20 protein-coding genes are annotated in these 18,760 nt (G+C 66.3%); 11 read left to right on the top strand and 9 right to left on the bottom strand.

Annotation, left to right across the window (positions count from 1 at the left end):
- Positions 1–58: 58 nt before the first annotated feature.
- On the bottom strand, positions 59–1,663 hold the full coding sequence (locus tag ACQY8M_RS33435) for a regulator (protein ID WP_428665545.1): 1,605 nt from the start codon (positions 1,661–1,663) through the stop codon (positions 59–61).
- A gap of 10 nt (positions 1,664–1,673) precedes the next feature.
- Positions 1,674–2,354: a cysteine hydrolase family protein gene (locus tag ACQY8M_RS33440; protein WP_428665548.1), complete on the bottom strand. Its 681-nt coding sequence runs from the start codon at positions 2,352–2,354 to the stop codon at positions 1,674–1,676.
- 151 nt (positions 2,355–2,505) lie between these two features.
- On the opposite strand from ACQY8M_RS33440, the gene ACQY8M_RS33445 reads away from it, so the two are divergent.
- From ACQY8M_RS33445 to ACQY8M_RS33475, 7 genes are all read left to right on the top strand, one after another.
- Complete coding sequence (locus ACQY8M_RS33445; RefSeq protein WP_428665550.1) at positions 2,506–3,588, top strand: polyamine ABC transporter substrate-binding protein; 1,083 nt, start codon at positions 2,506–2,508, stop codon at positions 3,586–3,588.
- 55 nt (positions 3,589–3,643) lie between these two features.
- Entirely contained in the window at positions 3,644–4,609 is a 966-nt protein-coding gene (locus ACQY8M_RS33450) for an ABC transporter ATP-binding protein (protein WP_428675568.1), read from the top strand.
- A gap of 137 nt (positions 4,610–4,746) precedes the next feature.
- Complete coding sequence (locus ACQY8M_RS33455) at positions 4,747–5,586, top strand: ABC transporter permease subunit (protein ID WP_428665553.1); 840 nt, start codon at positions 4,747–4,749, stop codon at positions 5,584–5,586.
- Entirely contained in the window at positions 5,583–6,374 is a 792-nt protein-coding gene (locus ACQY8M_RS33460; RefSeq protein WP_428665555.1) for an ABC transporter permease, read from the top strand. The genes ACQY8M_RS33455 and ACQY8M_RS33460 overlap by 4 nt, the downstream gene beginning before the upstream one ends.
- 45 nt (positions 6,375–6,419) lie before the next feature.
- Positions 6,420–7,517 carry a sulfite oxidase gene (locus tag ACQY8M_RS33465; protein ID WP_428665558.1) on the top strand — a complete coding sequence of 366 codons (1,098 nt, stop codon included), beginning with the start codon at positions 6,420–6,422 and terminating at the stop codon, positions 7,515–7,517.
- 311 nt (positions 7,518–7,828) lie between these two features.
- The gene (locus tag ACQY8M_RS33470; RefSeq protein ID WP_428665561.1) at positions 7,829–9,052 is read left to right on the top strand and encodes a sulfite oxidase; all 1,224 of its coding nucleotides are present in this window, start codon (positions 7,829–7,831) and stop codon (positions 9,050–9,052) included.
- A complete protein-coding gene (locus ACQY8M_RS33475) occupies positions 9,049–9,483 on the top strand; it encodes a hypothetical protein (protein WP_428665563.1) in 435 nt (144 codons plus the stop codon). Before ACQY8M_RS33470 ends, ACQY8M_RS33475 begins: the two co-directional genes overlap by 4 nt.
- Here the strand turns inward: ACQY8M_RS33475 and ACQY8M_RS33480 are convergent.
- Positions 9,476–9,790: a winged helix-turn-helix transcriptional regulator gene (locus tag ACQY8M_RS33480; RefSeq protein ID WP_428665566.1), complete on the bottom strand. Its 315-nt coding sequence runs from the start codon at positions 9,788–9,790 to the stop codon at positions 9,476–9,478. The genes ACQY8M_RS33475 and ACQY8M_RS33480 overlap by 8 nt on opposite strands.
- Before the next feature lie 64 nt (positions 9,791–9,854).
- On the opposite strand from ACQY8M_RS33480, the gene ACQY8M_RS33485 reads away from it, so the two are divergent.
- A complete protein-coding gene (locus tag ACQY8M_RS33485; RefSeq protein WP_428665568.1) occupies positions 9,855–10,397 on the top strand; it encodes a carboxymuconolactone decarboxylase family protein in 543 nt (180 codons plus the stop codon).
- A gap of 3 nt (positions 10,398–10,400) precedes the next feature.
- Here the strand turns inward: ACQY8M_RS33485 and ACQY8M_RS33490 are convergent, their stop codons facing one another.
- The 6 genes from ACQY8M_RS33490 to ACQY8M_RS33515 form a co-directional block, all read right to left on the bottom strand.
- Entirely contained in the window at positions 10,401–11,018 is a 618-nt protein-coding gene (locus ACQY8M_RS33490; protein ID WP_428665570.1) for a CDP-alcohol phosphatidyltransferase family protein, read from the bottom strand.
- A gap of 6 nt (positions 11,019–11,024) precedes the next feature.
- Positions 11,025–12,194 (bottom strand): FAD-dependent oxidoreductase, encoded by a 1,170-nt coding sequence (locus ACQY8M_RS33495; protein WP_428665573.1) that lies wholly within the window; start codon positions 12,192–12,194, stop codon positions 11,025–11,027.
- A complete protein-coding gene (locus ACQY8M_RS33500) occupies positions 12,188–13,621 on the bottom strand; it encodes a dihydrolipoyl dehydrogenase family protein (protein WP_428665576.1) in 1,434 nt (477 codons plus the stop codon). The genes ACQY8M_RS33495 and ACQY8M_RS33500 overlap by 7 nt, the downstream gene beginning before the upstream one ends.
- Before the next feature lie 29 nt (positions 13,622–13,650).
- Positions 13,651–14,355, bottom strand: coding sequence for a TVP38/TMEM64 family protein (locus ACQY8M_RS33505; protein ID WP_428665578.1), 705 nt, complete (start codon positions 14,353–14,355; stop codon positions 13,651–13,653).
- Positions 14,356–14,471: 116 nt separating this feature from the next.
- Positions 14,472–15,626 carry a benzoate/H(+) symporter BenE family transporter gene (locus tag ACQY8M_RS33510; protein WP_428665580.1) on the bottom strand — a complete coding sequence of 385 codons (1,155 nt, stop codon included), beginning with the start codon at positions 15,624–15,626 and terminating at the stop codon, positions 14,472–14,474.
- Positions 15,623–16,864, bottom strand: coding sequence for a Zn-dependent hydrolase (locus ACQY8M_RS33515; protein ID WP_428665583.1), 1,242 nt, complete (start codon positions 16,862–16,864; stop codon positions 15,623–15,625). Before ACQY8M_RS33515 ends, ACQY8M_RS33510 begins: the two co-directional genes overlap by 4 nt.
- Before the next feature lie 59 nt (positions 16,865–16,923).
- Here ACQY8M_RS33515 and ACQY8M_RS33520 point away from each other — a divergent pair, with 59 nt between their 5' ends.
- From ACQY8M_RS33520 to ACQY8M_RS33530, 3 genes are read left to right on the top strand one after another with little or no spacing between them, the layout of a single operon-like run.
- Positions 16,924–17,211 (top strand): type II toxin-antitoxin system Phd/YefM family antitoxin, encoded by a 288-nt coding sequence (locus ACQY8M_RS33520; protein WP_428665586.1) that lies wholly within the window; start codon positions 16,924–16,926, stop codon positions 17,209–17,211.
- Positions 17,208–17,543, top strand: a complete 336-nt coding sequence (locus ACQY8M_RS33525) for a type II toxin-antitoxin system RelE/ParE family toxin (RefSeq protein WP_428665589.1) — start codon at positions 17,208–17,210, stop codon at positions 17,541–17,543. Before ACQY8M_RS33520 ends, ACQY8M_RS33525 begins: the two co-directional genes overlap by 4 nt.
- 43 nt (positions 17,544–17,586) lie before the next feature.
- Positions 17,587–18,759 (top strand): CaiB/BaiF CoA transferase family protein, encoded by a 1,173-nt coding sequence (locus ACQY8M_RS33530; RefSeq protein WP_428665591.1) that lies wholly within the window; start codon positions 17,587–17,589, stop codon positions 18,757–18,759.
- Position 18,760 lies beyond the last annotated feature (1 nt).

An 18,760-nucleotide genomic window follows, 5' to 3' on the forward strand; every position in this document is an offset into this window, starting at 1 on the left:
TAAGAGCGGCTCTGGAGAGCCGCGCTCCCAGCGTCCAGAAGTGAACGCTCGCGGATGCCTATTCCGCCGGCTTCGCGACCACCCCGCCATGGCCGTGCATCGCCGTCGCCTCGTCCTCGCGCGGCGAGACCTTGGCGTACCTGGCGCAGGCATAAAGGACAGCCGCGATGCCGAGGTAGCTCACCGCCATGGACGGCGTCTGGCCGAAGCCCAGCGCCTCGGCGTGGATCAGGCCGAAGAAGGTGAACACGGCCCCCGCCACCGCGAACCACGACGCCTTGATGAAATCGCGCTCGATGATGAACACCGTGATCGAGGCGAGCACGATTCCGGCCAGGGTGGCGCCGCCACCCAGGACCGCGAGCCCGTGATAGAGCACACCCTGGTCGCCGAGCTTCTCCATCACGCCGGCCACGGCGGCGTCGGTGCCGGCAGCGTGCAGCGCGCCATCGATCTGCGTCTTGCCCCAAGCCGCGATCTGCGGCACCAGCGCCAGGATGATTGCCGGGGCATGACGCGCCGGCGTCTCCTGGAAGGCCTGCGAGCCGATCAGCATGCCGATGTAGAGCAGGATCGGCAGGATCGCGACCAGCGGCAGCACCGCCATCATCAGCGCGATGACGCCGAACCAGGCGAGCACGATGACCAGCGCGCCGGTGGCGGCCGAGTAGCCAATGCGGCCGCCCATCGCCTTCCAGCCGGGATGGCCGATATAGACCGCGTTGATGAACGGGTTGCCCATCAGGCAGCCGATCAGGCTGACCACGCCATCGGCGGTCAGCACGCGCGTCGTCGGAAAGGAATCGCCCGCCGCGGCCGCGCTCTCGACGTTGTCCATCGCCTCGACGAGGTCGTAGATGCCGAACGGGATCGCCGTCACCAGGATAATGCCGATGAACTGGAAGCCGCCGAAGACATGGCCAACCGCCGGCATCGGATAGGAGAAGGCGAAGCTCGCCAGCGCGTCCTTGACGCCCGCGAGCGACAGGCCACCGTAGTTGAAGCCGAACAGGGTCGAGCCCCAGGCGATGACCGCGCCGACGATGATCGCCACGAGCCCGCCTGGCACGCCCTTGAAGTATTTCACGCCGCCGAACCAGTCGGCCATGATAACCGCAAAGCAGACCAGGCCGATGACCGGTGTCATGACCATCTGCGCACCGGGCCGCATCGAAATGAAGGTGATCGAGATGCCGGCCAGCGAGCCGAGCAGCGCCGCGCGCGGTGTGATCTTGCGGATCACCGGAGCGATGAAGCCGCCGATCATCAGGACGAAGCTCTGCACGAAGACCCAGGTGAGGCCCGCCTCCCAGGCCTGCACCGGATCCTTGGTCGTGATCAGGATCGGCATCATGACCACGAACACCACCACGAACATGTGCGGCACGCTGATGCCCGAGGGCAGCGCGCAGACGTCGGTGCGACCTGTCTCCCTGGCCAGCCTGTAGGCCAGCCACGCGTAGTAGAGCGTGCTCAGCAGCAGCATCAGGCCGGTCGCCGGCAGGATGCGCCCGAACACCAGCTCGTCCGGAAACTTGAGCACGAAGCGCATCAGGCCGGTCAGGACCAGCATGTTGACCAGGATGTTGGTGCCGAAGCCGAAGAAGGCGTTCCAGTCGCCGGGAACCCACAGCTTGGGCTTGAAGCTCGTCGTCATTGACATGTTGGCCTCCTCACGCCTGGCCGATCGCCGAAATGACGGCGGGCGAGCTGGTGACCCAGCCGAAGATGCCGCCCTGCGCCTTGATCATCTTGAGCCCCATCTCCTGGAACTCGGGGAAATAGGAGCCGACGCAATCCTCCGGGACGAGGCAGTCGTAGCCACGGTCGTTGGCCTCGCGGACCGTGGTGTTGACGCAGACTTCCGTCGTGACGCCGGTCACGACGAGCTGGGTGATGCCGCGATGCTGCAGGATCGAGTGCAGATCGGTGGCGTGGAATGCGCCCTTGCCCGGCTTGTCGATCACCGGCTCGCCCGGCGCCGGATAGAGCTCGGGGATAATGTCGTGGCCGGCTTCGCCGCGGACCAGGATACGGCCCATGGGACCCGAATCGCCGATGGTCGTTGCACTCCGTCCGCGAATCTTCTTGGACGGCGGCAGATCGGACAGGTCAGGCCGATGCCCCTCACGGGTGTGCATCGCCAGCAGGCCGGCAGCGCGCCATGCGGTGAGCAGCCGGCGGTTGGGCTCGATCGTTCGGCGCAACTGAGATACGTCGTTGCCCAGCATCTCGCCGAAGCCGCCGGGCTCCAGGAAGTCGCGCTGCATGTCGATGATCAACAGTGCGCATTCGGCAGGCTTCAGCTCGAATGCATACGGTTCGGCAGGAACCAACGACGTCTTTGCCTGCATCTCCGAGCGCCTCCCCGCAGCCGCTCGGGACAATTCGACGCAAGCGCCGTGCCAGTATTTTCACAACCCGGCAGAAATTGTCTTCCCGGGACCCCGGCTTGCCATTCACCTCATGTGCCGAAATGATGCCTGCCCCGCTCTGGAGTGCTTGATGCGTCTCGGCTTTCTCGCCTGCTTGCTGGCCCTTGCAGCAGGCCCTGCCTTCGCCCAGAAGCAGGTCAACGTCTACAATTGGTCGGACTATATCGCTGAGGACCAGCTCAAGGTCTTCGCCCAGCAGACCGGCATCAAGGTCAACTACACGACCTACGACAGCAACGAGATCCTCGACGCCAAGCTGCGGGCCGGCCGTTCGGGCTACGACGTAGTGGTGCCGACCGCCTCGCCGTTCCTGGTGCGCCAGCTGGCAGCCAAGCTCTACCGGCCGCTCGACAAAGCGAAGCTCAAGAACCTGGGTAATCTTGACCCCAATATCATGGCGGCGCTCGCCCGGTACGACCCGGACAACACCCACGCCATCCCCTGGATGTGGGGCACCATCGGCATCGGCTACAATGTGCCAGAGATCCGCAAGCGCATGACCAATGCGCCGGTCGACTCGCTCGCCATGGTGTTCGATCCGGCGATCGTGTCGCGCTTCGTCGATTGTGGCGTGATGATGCTCGACAGCCCGACCGACGTCTTTCCGGCGGCGCTCAAGTACCTCCAACTCGACCCCGATTCCAAGAAGTCCGAGGATCTCGAGAAGGCGGCCGCCGTGATCAAGGCGATCCAGCCGTTCATCCGCAAGTTCCATTCGTCGGAGTACATCAACGCACTGGCCGGCGGCGACATCTGCCTCGCATTCGGCTACTCCGGCGACGTGCTGCAGGCACGCGAGCGCGCGGCAGCCGCCGCCGAGCCGCGCGACATCGCCTATGCCATTCCAAATCAGGGCGCGATGCTGTGGATCGACACCGCCGCGATTCCCAAGGATTCGCCGAACCCGGACGCGGCGCTGCGCTTCCTCGACTTCATGATGGAGCCCAAGGTTGCAGCCGCATCGAGCACTCTGACGCGCTACGCCAATGCCAACGTTCCGGCCACGGCGCTGCTCGACAAGTCGATCTCGCAGAACCCCTGGATCTACCCGCCGGAGGACAACCGCGCGCGCTTCTACACCATTTCCGCCGCCAACGCCGAGCAGACTCGCGAGCGCACGCGGCTGTGGACCGCGATCAAGACTGGTCGCTAACAAGACTGGCCGCTAGATTGAGCCGGTGAGCGGCCCGATCGTCAAAATCGACGGCGTGACCAAGCGCTTCGGCGCGGTCGAGGCCGTGGCGGGCGTTGATCTCGAGATCGCGCCCGGCGAACTCTTCGCGCTGCTGGGCGGCTCGGGCTGCGGCAAGACCACCCTGCTGCGCCTGCTGGCGGGCTTCGAGCAGCCGGACAGTGGCCGCATCCTGATCGACGGACAGGACATGACCGGGGTGCCGCCGCACCTGCGGCCGGTCAACATGATGTTCCAGTCCTACGCCCTGTTCCCGCATCTCGATGTCGCCAGCAACATCGCCTACGGCCTCAAGCGCGAAGGTGTTGCCAAGCCAAAGATCGCCAGCCGCGTTGCCGAGGCGCTGGCTCTGGTGAAGCTCGAGGGGCTCGACGCGCGGCGGCCCTCGCAGCTGTCCGGCGGCCAGCGCCAGCGGGTGGCACTGGCGCGTGCGCTGGTCAAGCGGCCCAAGCTGCTGTTGCTCGACGAGCCACTGGCCGCGCTGGATCGCAAGCTGCGCGAGGGCACCCGTTTCGAGCTGGTCCGCCTGCAGGAGCAGCTCGGCCTCACGTTCGTGATCGTCACCCACGACCAGGACGAGGCAATGTCGATGGCGAGCCGGCTGGCCGTGATGAATGCCGGCCGAATCGTGCAGACCGGCACGCCGCACGATCTCTACGAACGGCCGGCGACGCGCTTCGTCGCCGATTTCATCGGCATCGCCAACATCCTGGAGACAGCGCCCGGCCGTTGGCTGGCGCTGCGGCCGGAGAAAATCGCGCTCTCGGCCGAACATCCGGGCACGCCGCAGGCCGTCGCCGGCAAGGTGGTCGACGTCGCCTACGAGGGCGACCGCTCGCTTTATCGCATAGCGATCGACAATGGCCCGCTCATGCAGGTTGCGACGATGAACATCGCCCGAGCGCGGGAGAGCACCTACCGCCGAGGCGACGCTGTCTGGCTCGACTGGGCCGACGACGCCGGACAGGTGCTGGGTGAGTAAGAACTCGTGGGAGCGCACCATCCATTTTGCTCGTCATCGTCTTCCGGACCGCGAGCGTCCCGCTCGCTCATGCTCATGAGCGAGCGGGACGCTCGCGGTCCGGAAGAGCATGAGCGCCACTGGGATGAGGCGATCCCATGAGACTCGTGATTGCTCTTCCATTCTTGTGGCTCGGGATCTTTTTCCTGCTGCCGTTCGCGCTCGTCCTCGGCATCGCGTTCGGCACCAATTCGCCCGACTCGGTGCCGCCGGTCGAGCTCGGCGTCAATCTCGCGAGCTTCAAGCTCCTGTTCACCGACGATCTCTACCTCGCGGCCTGGCTGTCCTCGCTGCGCATTGCCGTCCTCTCGACGCTCGTCACGCTGCTGCTGGGCTATCCCATGGCCTACGCCATTGCCCGCGCCGAGCCGCGCCGCCGGCCGTTGCTGCTGATGCTGGTCGTTCTGCCGTTCTGGACGTCGTTCCTGATCCGCGTCTATGCCTGGATGGGGCTGTTGTCGGAGAACGGCATCCTGAACCAGTTCCTGCGCTGGTCCGGCCTCGCCGCCGATCCCGGCACCATCCTCGGCACCGAGTGGGCGATCTACCTCGGTATCGTCTACGCCTACCTGCCGTTCATGGTGCTGCCGCTCTATGCTGCGCTGGAAAAGCTCGACTGGGGCCTGCTCGAGGCGGCGTCGGACCTCGGCGCCCGGCCGCTGACCGCGTTCCTCACCGTGACCCTGCCGCTGTCGCTGCCGGGCATCGTGGCGGGCTGCCTGCTGGTGTTCATTCCAGCGGTCGGCGAGTTCGTGATCCCCGACCTGCTGGGCGGCACTCAAACGCTGATGATCGGCAAGGTCCTGTGGGACGAGTTCTTCACCAACTCCGACTGGCCGCTCGCCTCGGCCGTAGCGATCTGCCTGCTCGTGCTGCTCGTCGGGCCGATCCTCCTGTTCCAGCGCCAGCAGCAGCGCAGCCTGGAGCGCCGCTCGTGAACGGCCGCGCGCACTTCGCGGTCACGATCCTGGCGTTCGGCTACGCCTTCCTCTACCTGCCGATCGCGCTGGTGATGCTCTACTCGTTCAACGACTCGCGGCTGGTCACGGTATGGGCCGGCTTCTCGCTGAAATGGTGGAGGGCCCTGGTCGAGAACGAGGCCATGCTCGATGCCGCATGGCTCTCCCTGCGCATCGGGCTCGTGAGCGCCACGCTGGCCACCCTGCTCGGCCTCGCGGCAGGCTACGCGCTCGCGCGCGTGCCGCGCTTCGCCGGCCGCACATTGTTCGCCGGCCTGGTGGTCGCGCCGATGGTGATGCCCGAGGTGGTCATGGGCATCTCGATGCTGCTGCTGTTCGTCGGCAGCGACTGGCTGTTCGGCGGGCCGGAGCGCGGCTTCCTCACCATCACCGCCGCGCATGTGACCTTCTCGCTCGCCTTCGTCGCCATCGTCGTGCAGGCGCGGCTCGCCGACTTCGACCGCTCGCTCGAGGAGGCGGCGATGGATCTCGGCGCGACGCCGTGGACGACGTTCCTCACCGTCACCCTGCCGCTGATCGCGCCGGCGCTGGCGTCGGGCTGGCTGCTCGCCTTCACTCTCTCGCTCGACGACCTGATCCTGACGCAGTTCGTTTCCGGCGCGCAGTCGCAGACCTTGCCGATGCGCGTCTATTCGAGCGTGCGGCTGGGAGTCGATCCGCAGATCAACGTGCTCGCGACGATCGTCGTCGCCATCGCTGCCGGCGCCCTCATCCTGTCGGGCTGGCTGACCCGGCGCGGGAATTGAGCAACAATCCGCCCGCCTGTTCGTTTGGGTGAAATGGCGGCACAGATGCTGGAAATGCGGGGCAAGGCATGTCTGACCCTACTCGGCGACGCACCGCTGGTTGCCGAAACGCCGCCCCATCTGCTCGATGACGAGATCACGCCGACCGCGCGGATGTTCATCCGCAACAACGGCCGCACGCCGTGCATCGCAGGCAATGCAGAAGGCTGGCGCCTTCGCATCGATGGCGAGGTGGAAAAGCCGCTCGAAACGACGCTCGGCGAGCTGAAACACCGCTACGATCACGTCACCCTGCGTCTGTTGCTGGAATGCGGCGGCAACGGCCGGTCTTTCTTCACGCCGAAAGCGAAGGGCAATGCCTGGACGGTGGGCGGGGTGAGCTGTGCCGAATGGACGGGCGTGCGCCTCGCGGACGTGCTGGCAACCACACGGCTCAAGCCGTCAGCCATCTATACCGGACACTATGGCGCAGATCCGACGCTCGACGGCAGGACCGACGTGCCGAGCCTGTCGCGCGGCATGCGGATCGAGAAGGCGCTCGAGCCGCACACGCTGATCGCCTTCAGTCTGAACGGCGAAGACATTCCCGCAGTGCACGGCGGCCCGGTTCGCCTGGTCGTGCCAGGCTGGCCGGGCTCGCTCTCGGCCAAATGGCTGACGCGCATCTGGATCCGTGATCGCGAACATGATGGGCCCGGCATGGGCGGCTTCTCCTACCGTCTGCCACGCACGCCGATCGCGCCGGGCAGCGAGGGCGATCCTGCCGACATGGCGATCATCGAATCGATGCCGGTGCGCTCGATCTTGACTTTCCCGGCGGACGGCACGGTTCTTCCGGCCGGCACGCGCCGCGTGCACGTGCGCGGCCATGCCTGGGCGGGCGACAACGAGGTGACATCGGTCGAGATATCGATCGATCGCGGCGCGCACTGGTCCCGGGCCACTCTCCATCCGCCGGCGAATCGCTACGCCTGGCAGCGCTTCGCTGCCGAGGTCGACCTCGCGACGGCCGGCCAGCATGAAGTCTGGTGCAAGGCGACGGACAGCGGCGGCAAAAGCCAGCCAATTCTCGCCGTAAACTGGAACCCGCAAGGCTACGGCGCGAACCCCGTCCACCGGCTGAGGTTGTTCGTCGCCAGCTAGCGATTGACAAGAGACGCCGTCGGTGACTGGATACGGATACGCATGACCGGACAGGGAGGTTTAGATGCTTCCACCGAAGACGCGCGCCGCAATGATTGTCGAAGCAGCCATTCGGGCATCGGCATAGCGGGAACCAGCGGATGACGCACCGGGAGCGGTCCCCGTGGGTCGCATCAGTCAGGCAAGACCCCACCACGGCCGCTCCCGTTGTCGCTCTTTTCCCGATCTTCCCATCTCCGTGAATTGGCCGCGCACGTGCTGACACGTAGCCGCGTGGTGGGCTAACGTTTTCCCAAATTGGGAGAACGCTCATGATCAAGGCCGCCACTCGACGCACGATGCTGAAGGGCACGACCATCGGTGCGCTGGGCATGACGCTGCCGGCCGGCGCCGCGCTCGCGCAGAACGCGCCGGCCTCGGCCGCCAAGGGCCCGAAGGTCCTCGAGATGGACGGCAAAGCGAAGCTTCTCGTGCTGGGCGACCGGCCGCTGGTCGCCGAGACACCGGCCGAAATGCTCGACGACGACGTGACGCCGACCGACAAGCTGTTCGTGCGCAACAACGGGCAAATTCCCGACATGCCGGCCGACCTCAAGGGCTGGAAGATCAGGATCGACGGCGAGGTCAACACGCCGATGGACATCGCGCTCGGCGATCTCATGGGCAAGTTCGAGAACGTGACCCTGCAGCTCATGCTGGAATGCGGCGGCAATGGCCGCTCATTCTTCTCGCCCGAGGCGCGCGGCAACCAGTGGACCAACGGCGGCGCGGGCTGTCCGCAATGGACCGGCGTGCGGCTGGCCGACGTGCTGAAGGCAGCCGGCGTGAAGCCCGGCGCGATCTACACCGGCCACTACGGCGCCGATCCGACCCTGGCGGGCGAGACCGACAAGCCGACCCTCTCGCGCGGCATGCGCCTCGAGAAGGCGATGGACCCGAACACGCTGATTGCCTTCAGGCTGAACGGCAAGGATATCCCGCTGGCGCACGGCGCGCCGGTGCGGCTGGTCGTGCCCGGTTGGGCAGGCTCGCTCTCGACCAAGTGGCTGAAGCGCATCTGGGTGCGCGATAAGGAGCACGACGGGCCGGGCATGGGCGGTTTTTCCTATCGCACACCGAAGACGCCGATCGTGCCCGGCAGCAAGGGCAACGAGAAGGATATGGCGATCCTCGAGGCAATGCCGGTCCGCTCGATCATCACCTTCCCCGCAGATGGCACGAAGCTCGCCGCCGGCGCGCGCAAGCTCGATCTGCGCGGCCATGCCTGGGCGGGCGACAACGAGGTAAAATCGGTCGACGTCTCGATCGACTACGGCGCAACGTGGAAGCCGACCACGGTGAAGGAGCCGGCCAACAGGTTCGCTTGGCAGCGTTTCACCGCAACAGTCGACCTGCCGACGGCGGGTTACTACGAAGTCTGGGCCAAGGCGACCGACTCCAAGGGCGCGACCCAGCCGTTCGCCGCCGCCAACTGGAACCCGCAAGGCTACGGTGCCAATCCGGTCAACCGTATCCGGGTGCTCGTCGAGTCTTGAGACAGCTCACGATCGCGCATGTCTGCGTCATTGCGCTGACCACGACCGTCGTGCTGCTGGCCTTCGACAAGGCGGGACAGCTGCGCCCCAACACCTACGTCTGGACGCCGCCAACCCCCAAGGCGGCGCCGGCCCAAGTCGAGCCCGATGACGGCAAGCCGCCGCCGCACAACGACAAGGTCGAGGATCTGCCGGACGGGCCCGGCCGGGAAGTCACGTTCTATACCTGCACGGCGTGCCACGGCGTGGCGCTGATCAAGGCGCAGGGCCTGACGCGCGATCTCTGGGACTCGACCTTCGACCTGATGCTGGAGAAGCACCGCATGCCGCCGGTGAAGCCGGCGGAACGGGCCGAGATCCTCGACTATCTCAGCCAGCAGTTCCCGCCGCGCCGGCGCGGCCGGGGCGCCGACAACCCGTTCCTCAAGTAGTCGCTTTCGCCCATTTCTCCGACCAGACATGGAGCGGCAGGAAGAGCCGCAGCAGCTCGCCACCGAGTGCCGTGAGCCGGTAGCCGCTTTCGGGATCGAGCTCGACCAGCTTCGCCTCGCGCAGATCGGCCAGCCGTGCATTGACGATGGTCGGGCTGGCGCCGATCGCATCCTGCAGCTCACGGAAACGCCTGGGTTCCTCACGCAGCTCCCACACCAGCCGCAACACCCAGCGCCGGCCCAGCAGGTCGAGCAATGCCATGATCGGCCGGCCGGTCGTCGACCCGCGGACGCGCCGCTTCACCATCTATTTCACTCCGTTACTACAATTTCTGTAGCGCCATCCATGATGTTACTACATAATCCGTAGCATGTCGCGCATCGCCCCCGCCGTCCCACCCTACGAGCCTGCCATCGCCGAAGCGCTCCAGCGCATCATGCCGCCCGGTATGGAGCCGCTGGCGCTGTTTCGAACCATGGCTCGAAGCCCGCGCATCTTCACGAAGATGTTCGCCGGCGGCCTGCTCGACAAAGGCCCGCTCAGCCTGCGCCAGCGCGAGATCGTGATCGACCGCACCACGGCACGGCTCGGCGCCGAATACGAATGGGGCGTGCATGTCGCGCTGTTCGCCACAAAGGTGGGCTTCGGCGAGGCGGAGATCGCGGCAACGGTTACCGGTCCGACCGATGCCGCCTGCTGGTCGGCAGAAGAGCAGGCCCTGTTTGCGATGGTCGACGACCTGGTCGACCGCCGCACGATCGCCGACGGCACCTGGATGGCGCTCTCGGCTCACTTCGACGAACCACAGATCCTCGAGGCAATCGCACTGGCGGGCTACTACCACACAATCAGCTTCCTGTGCCGCGGCCTCGACCTGCCGCTGGAAGCCTGGAGCGCGCGCTTTCCGCCGTGACGCTCAATGCGGCGCGTTCCGCTCGCTGTGGGCGCATTCGAGCACACGAGCCACGACTGTCCACAGGCACAACGCGGAGAAGATCCCGGCGAGCAACGGGAAGTGCGATGGCAGGAGGCAGAACAGCACGAAGGCTGCGATGGTCTCCGTGCCTTCGATGATGCCGGCGGCGTAGAAGAAGGACTTCCTCCCCCTGGCGCCGTCATCCGCCTCACCCCGCTTGGCCGCCACGATCGCCCGGCCCAGGAAAGAGGTCATGGTGCAGACAAAAGTGCCCAGAAGCAGAGCCGCCCAGAGACCGTTGCGCGGGTCGGCCAGCGCGAAGCCGAACGGAACGGCGGCGTAGAAAACGGCATCGCAGACGATATCCAGGTAGCCGCCGAACGCGGTCGGACCGGCCCGCCGGGCGATCGCGCCATCGAGGCCATCGCACACGCGGTTGACGAGGATGACGACCAGGGCCGCTTCATACTGCTGGTACGCAAGGCAAGGCAGCACCAGCAGGCCGATCGCCAGGCCGGTCAACGTGACCGCATTGGCGGACACGCGCCGGGCCGCCAGCCACGCGCCGGCTCGTTCGAGAGGAGGCCCGATGAGCGGACGCATCGCCGGATCGAGCATCCCTGATCACTCTCCCGTCGAGCCGCCGACCGCCTTGTAGCGGCCGATCCAGCGCCGATCGATCCAATCCTTGACATGCCACACCCAGCGTCCCGCCACGACGATGCCGTTACGCGTTCCGATCGCGTGCCGCTTGCCGGTCGATACCAGATAGAGCGTATTGCGTTGCGGCCGGTAACCCTCCAGCGGCGCGCCGGCCAACAGGCGCCGAATATTCCGGTCGATCACCGGTCCCTGGCGAACCGCGTAGACGCCCGACTTGGCCAACGGGCGCGGCGTGAACGAAGCGACATCCCCGGCTGCAAAGACATTCTCCAGGTTCAACACGCGGAGGTAGGCATCAACCGAAATGAACCCCTGCCGATCGAGAGGAAGATCGGTCTCGCGAAGCCACGGCGGCGCGGCCGCACCGATCGCCCACAGGATCTCGTCCGCCGCCACCGGCGGCTGGCCGTCGATGATCAATCGGCCTGGCTCGACGGCGCTGACGATGGCGCCAGCAACCAACTCGATCCCTGTTGCCTTCAGGACAGTGCGGAATTTCTCGCGGAAGGACGGGGAGAAGTCGGGCAGGAGTTCAGGCGTGCCGCACACCAGGACGAACTGCAGCCGAACGGCGGGACCAGCCGCTTCCTTTGCCTCGGCTCGCAGCCGATTTGCGACCGAGAGAGCCAGCTCGACTCCGGCCGCGCCGCCGCCGACAACGGCGACCCTGGTCATCCGTGTGTTGCGCAAGACGCGCTGCCGAAGCGATTCAAATCTCTCGAGGAATCCGTCGATGGGCCTGACGGGAACCGTGTGCTCGCCAACGCCCGAGATGCCGGAGATATCGGTCGTGGAGCCGATGTCGAAGGACAGAACGTCGTAGGGAATCGGTGACCGCCCCGCGCATCTCAAGTATTGCGTATTGAGATCGACTCCATCGGCACTCGCCTCGACGATCTCCGCGCCTGCTGCGCGCGCCAGCGGCCAGGCATCGATCATGGTCTCGTCGGGTCGATAGAGGCCAGCGATGAGGCCCGGCAACATACCGGAATAGTACGCCTGCCGCGTCCGCGTGACGAGGGTGAGCCGGATGCCGCGCGGCGGGTCTTGGGCGAACGACCGCAGCACCTCGACATGGCTATGTCCGGCACCGACGAGGACGACGTTGGAGAGCTTGCCGGTCGCTACCATCGCGGCAGCAGCTGCAAGGCCCGAACCACCCGTCGCGTCGTCCTGCCGAACAGGGCTGCGCGATAGTGCTGGCCCGCGGCGGCCTTGCCGATCTCGCTCATCGTCGGATAGGGCAGCATCAGTTCGGCGATCGCCCGGAGCGGCAGCTTGCGCTTGATGGCAAGGCACCACAGGCCGATCATTTCCCCGGCGGCGGGCGCCAGTATCGATACCCCCAGGATGCGGTCTCGACGCCCCAGCACGATCTTGATCGCCCCGGCGACGCGGCGCTCGGCGACAGCCCGGTCGTTCTCTTCCAGGGACACATACTCGATCCGCACCTCGTCACCATGGGTCTTGCGGGCGTCGGCCTCGGTGGCGCCGACGTGCGCGAGTTCCGGATCGGTGTAGGTCACCCAGGGCACGGTTCCATAGTCGACTTTCGCCGGAAGCCGGAACGCCATGTTGCGCACGACGATGCCGGCCTGATACGCCGCCACGTGGGTGAAACGCGGCGCGTCGATCACGTCGCCCAGCGCGAAGACGTGGCGTTGCGTCGTCCGTAGCCGGGAGTCGACGACGATGCCGCGCGCCGTGTGCTCGATCCCGGCGGCGTCGAGGCCCAGCCCCGCGACGCGCGGCGCACGCCCCGCCGCGACGAGGAGGTGCGATCCGGTGATCACCTCTTCCCGTCCGGCATGCCGGACTGTCATGACGACGCGATCCGGCGCATGCCGGACGAACATGACCTCGGCTTGTTCCAGAAAGTCGATCCCCTCGTCTCGCAGCGCCCCGCGGAGGACTTCCACAAGCTCCGGCTCGTCGCGCGGCAGGATCGAGGATTTCTGGACGACAGTGACAGGCACGCCGAGACGGCGGTGCGCCAGCGCCATTTCGACTCCGACAGGACCGCCGCCCAGGATCAGGAGGTGGTCCGGCTTGTCGCGCAGGGCGAACACCGTCTCGTTGGTGAGAACCCTTTCGGCGGAAAGCCCAGGCACCGCGGGCACGACCGCATCGGATCCCGTCGCGATGACGAACCGCCCGGCTCGCACCGTGTCGTCGCCGGCCCGGACCGTGCGGCGATCGATGAACCTGGCGGTGCTCTTCAGCACCTGCACGCCGAGACCTTCGAAGCGATGCACAGAGTCCTTGGGCGCGATGGCGGCGATGACTTCGGCCAGGCCAGACTTCACCGCTGCGAAGTCGACGCCGGGGGCCGCCGCCTTCGATATGCCGGGAATGTCGGTCGTCCCGCCATTGTGCGCTGCCTTGCCGGCTGCCAGCAGAGCCTTCGAGGGCACGCACCCGGTATTGAGGCACTCGCCTCCCATCTCGCGATGTTCGATCAGGACTGTTCGCAGCCCGAGCTGGCTCAGTCCCGCCGCCACCGACAGGCCGGCCGAGCCTGCGCCGATGACGCAGACCTCGCCCTCGATTTGCGCCATGCGTCAGCTCTCCGACGGTTGACGTTGCCTCACCTGCTCTCCTCGCCGACGCCGGCTTCCTTCAGCTTTTCCCGGGCCTTGCGCGTGACGAAGACAGCAACGGCGATGGTGGCGACAAGTCCGATGCCGAAGAACAGCCATTTGAGCGTTCCCCCGTCCTCGCCGTCTCCCGCGACTTTGCCCAGCGAGCCGAGATAGACGTAAACGAGGGTGCCCGGCGCGATGCCAACGGCGGTGGCAGCAAGATAGGGCAGGAAGCGAATTCGGGTCGCGCCGAAGAAGTAGTTCTGCAGATTGAAGGGGAAGATCGGGCTCAGCCTCAACAAGCCGACAATCTTCCAGCCGTCGTCGCTCACTGCACTATCGATTGCTCTCAATTTGGCGCGCGGCTCGACGAATCTCCTCACTCTGTCGCGCAGGAACAACCGCGACACGAGGAAGGCCAGCGATGCTCCAACGGTCGCGGCAACAAGAACCAGAGGGAATGCCCAGAAGCCGAACGCCAGCCCGCCGGCGATCGTCAGGGCACTCGCCGGCGCCAACGCCACGACGGCCACCACGTAAGCCAGGCCGAAAAAAATCGGGCCCCAGATGCCGAGCCCCTGCACCCAGCGGTGAAAGGCCTCGGCCCATTCCTTCGCCGGCAGGGACAGCCAGGCGACCATCAGGGCGACGACCACGGCCGCCACGCCGACCCAGAGCGCGGCACGGCTCCTCGTCGTTGCGTCCGCCATATCGGTTTCCTTGCTGCCCGTCGTACCTGCGACCGACAGTTGGCAGATAAGCACGTCGCAATCGATACGGTACAGCAGATGTTCCTGCCGTCACCCACACGTGATGGAGGGCCTCGTCATCGCCTGAACAGGCGCTCCAGTGCCAACACTGCCAGGCCGAGCACGAGGCCCCAGAAGGCCGATCCGATGCCGAGCAGCGTAACGCCCGATGCGGTGACCGCGAGCGTGCCTGCGGCTGCCAGCCGATCCTTCTCCGGTCCGAGAGCGCTGCCCAGCGCCGCCGCCATCGAGCCCAGAAGGGCGGTGCCCGCCACCGTCGTCAGCAGCGCCGGTGGAAGCGCGCCGAACAGCCCGACCAGCGACGCACCAAACAGCGCGATAAGGCCCCACCACAGGGCGTAAAACGGGCCGGTGATCCAGCGCTTGGCCGGATCGGGATGGGCGTCGGGACCGGTGCAAAGCGCAGCCGAGATCGCCGCCAGGTTCGAGGTGTGTGCACCAAGGAATGCCGTGCCGAGCGAGGCCGCGCCAGTCACGGCGAGCACAGGCTGGGTCGGCGGATGGTAGCCCGAGGCGCGCAGCACCGCGAAGCCCGGCAGGTTCTGCGACGCCATGGTGACGAGATAAAGCGGCACGCCGAGCCCGATCAAAGTCGCCAGGTCCCACGCCGGCAGCGCAAGCGTCAAACTGGAGACGCCGAGCGGCGGAATCGGCTTCACAAGCCCCAGGCTCCAGGCCAGCGCCGCACCCGCCGCCAGGACGATCAGCGAGGCCATCGTCGGAACGAGATGCCGCGCGATCAGGAACAGCACGATCAGCGACAGCACAAGCAGCGGCTGGTTCGGCACCTGCTCGATCATCGCCACGACCAGCCGCAGCAGGATGCCGCCCAGCATGGCGGCGGCGATGCTGCCGGGAATCCTCTCGATGAGCCGCGCAAGCGGCCGGACCGCCGCCGTGAGCAGGATCAAGGCGGCGGCCAGTACGAAGGCCCCGACCGCCGCGTGGAAGCTCGGCACGGCCGAACTCGACGCGATCAGCGCCGCACCCGGGGTCGACCACGCGGTGATGATCGGCATGCGATAGCGCATGCTCAGGATCAGCGCGCTGACGGCCGTGGCGAGGCCAAGGCCCGACACCCACGAGCTTGCCTGCTCCGGTGTCGCGCCAACGGCCTGCGCCGCGGCCAGCACGACCGGCAAGGTGCCGCCGACGCCGGCGACGGTGGCGACCAGCGCCGCCGACGCGGCAGAGACCAGTCCCGATCTCACGCGTTGGCGCGCTCGACCATCGCCTGCAGGAGGATCTGGCAGCCGGCGCCGATATCGACCTTGCTGGCATCCTCGATCTCGTTGTGGCTGATGCCGTCCTTGCACGGCACGAAGACCATCGCGGTCGGCGCGACCCGCGATACATAGCAGGCGTCGTGGCCCGCGCCGCTCACGATATCCATGTGCGGATAGCCCGCCTGCCCCGCAGCACGGCGCACCGACTCGACCAGCTCCTTCGCGAACGGCGACGGCGGGAAGTACCAGATCTGCTCGATCTTCACCTCGAGCCGATGGCGCTTCGCAATTTCCGCGGCGGCGGCACGCATCTCGGCATCCATCCTGGTGAGCTCGCCGTCGTCGGGATGGCGGAAGTCGACTGTCATGAACACGCGGCCGGGAATGGTGTTGCGCGATTGCGGCTGGCTCTCGATCACGCCGATGGTCGAGCGGCCGTTCGGCCGGTTGCCGATCCGGCGGCATTCGACGATCAGCTCGGCCGCGCCGACCAGCGCATCGCGGCGGCCCTCCATCGGCGTCGTACCGGCGTGGCTCTCCATGCCGGTCCAGTTGATCTCGTACCAGCGCTGGCCCTGCGCGCCGGTGACGACGCCGATCGTCTTGTTCTCGCGCTCCAGGATCGGTCCCTGCTCGATATGGGCCTCGAAGAACGCGCCGATCGGGCGGCCGCCGACCTTTTCGGGCCCGTCATAGCCGATCTTCTTCAGCGCCTCGCCGAACGTGACACCGTCGCGGTCCTTGATGCCGAGCGCGTAGTCGAGCTCGAAGGCGCCGCCGAACACGCCCGACGCCACCATCGCCGGCGCGAACCGGCAGCCTTCCTCGTTGGTCCAGACCGCAACCTCGATCGGCGCCTCGGTGACGTAGTTGGAATCATGCAGCACGCGCAGCACCTCGAGCCCCGCCATCACGCCGTAAGCACCGTCGAACTTGCCCCCGGTCGGTTGGGTGTCCAAATGACTGCCGGTCATGATCGGTGCCTTCGACGGATCGCGCCCCTCGCGGCGGGCGAAGATGTTGCCGAGCTGATCGACCTTGATCGTGCAGCCCGCTTCCTTCGCCCAGCGCACGAACAGGTCGCGCCCGATCCTGTCCAAATCGGTCAGCGCGATGCGGCACACGCCGCCCTTCTCGGTGCCGCCGATCTGGCCCAGCTCCATCAGGCTCGACCACAGGCGATCGGTATCGATCCTGAGATTGGGGCGGTCGGCGGTGGTCATGGCAACTCCGTTGAAGGCGAACCGTTATCGGACTAAATTAAGACTAAGAGGACCCTAGCATGACCCGCGCCAGCCGCATCAAGCCCATAAGCTATTTCAAGGCGAACGCCGCCGAGATCATCCAGGAACTGGGCGAGGTCGGCGAGCCGATGATCATAACCCAGAACGGCGAGGCCAAGGCCATCGTGCAGGATATCGTCTCCTACGAGAAGACGCAGGAGACGTTGGCCCTTCTCAGAATCCTGGCGCTGGCGAACCGGAACATCGAAAAGGGCCGCTATCGTCCTGCGAAAGACGTGTTCGCCGACGTGCGTGAGCGGCTGAACACCCGCAAGACCGGCAAGTGAAGCGCTACACCGTCGTCGTCGAGCCGGGCGCGGAAGACGATCTTAACGGCATCGTGGAATACATTGCCTCGCACGATTCCGTCGACCGGGCGGTCGACGTCGCAAGCCGGATCGAGCGCAGCTTCGGCACCCTGGAAACCCTCCCCAATCGCGGCGCGTACCCCAAGGAGCTGCTGGACTACGGCAGCCGAGACTATCGCGAAATCTACTTCAAACCGTATCGAATCATCTATCGCGTCCTTGATGACGACGCGCTGGTCATCATCGTTCTCATAGCCGACGGAAGGCGGGACATGCAGACCCTGCTGACCTCACGCGTGCTGGGCGCCTAGCCCAAGGCTGGCCTCCGCCGCCATCCAACGCTATTGCTCGGACATGCTCCCTTTATCCGACACCCTCGTCCTCGACCTCACGCAAGCCATCGCCGGGCCGACCGCCGGCCAGATCCTGGGCGACATGGGCGCCGATGTGATCAAGGTCGAGCCGCTGCACGGCGAGCATTTCCGGCCGCACTTCGGGGGTGCCTGGGTGCCGTCGATGAATCGCAACAAGCGCGGGCTTGCGGTCGACCTGCGCACCGCCGGCGGCCGGGACGTGCTGATGCGGCTCGTGAAGAAGGCCGACGTCTTCATGGAAGCCTTCACGCCGGGCGTGATCGACAAGCTCGGCTTCGGCTGGGAGGTTGTTTCGAAGGAGAACACCCGCCTGGTCTATGCCTCCATCTCGGGATACGGCCAGACCGGCCCCTATTCCCATCGCGCCGGCTACGATCCCTGCATCCAGGCCGAGATAGGGCTGATGGAAGCGACGGGCCCTTACCAGGGCGAGATGTGCCGGGTCGGCACCGCACCGATCGACTATTCCACCGGCCTCGCCTGCGCCAACGGCATCGCTTTCGCCCTGCTGCACCGTCACAAGACCGGCAAGGGCCAGCGGCTCGACGTGTCGCTGTTCGATGTCGGCATTCACCTGATGAGCCACTGGATCACCAACCATGGCCTCACGGGCGAGAACCCCGAGCGCATGGGCACGTCGAACACGATCCTCTGCCCCTTGCGCGTGTTCCCGACGAAAACCCAGCCGGTGTTCGTCGCCTGCACCAACGACGCTTTCTGGAAGCTGCTCTGCACCGCGCTCGGCAGGCAGGATTGGCTGGCCGACGCGCGCTTCGCCACCAACAAGGATCGCGTCGCTCATCGGGCCATCCTCGAGCCGATGATCGAGGCCTTCTTCCTGCAGCACACGGCCGACGAGCTGCTCGACAAGCTGATCCCCGCCGGCATGGCCTGCTCAGCTGCCTACAAGGTGAGCGACGTCGTGGCCAACGCCCACACCGCCGCACGGGGCAGCGTGATCGAGGTCGACTATCCCGGTATCGGCCCGGTCAAATCGGCCAACAATCCGATCAAGCTGTCCGACGCTCCCGTAGAAGTGAGACGGAAATCGCCCATGGTGGGCCAGCACACGGTCGAGATCATGCGCGAAGTCGGCTATAGCGACGCAGAGATCGCAGCCCTCAAAGAGGCCAAGGCGATCGCAGGGGCCTAAG

It is taken from the genome of Reyranella sp. (genome assembly GCF_965279465.1).
In the GTDB taxonomy this organism is placed as follows: Bacteria; Pseudomonadota; Alphaproteobacteria; order Reyranellales; family Reyranellaceae; genus Reyranella.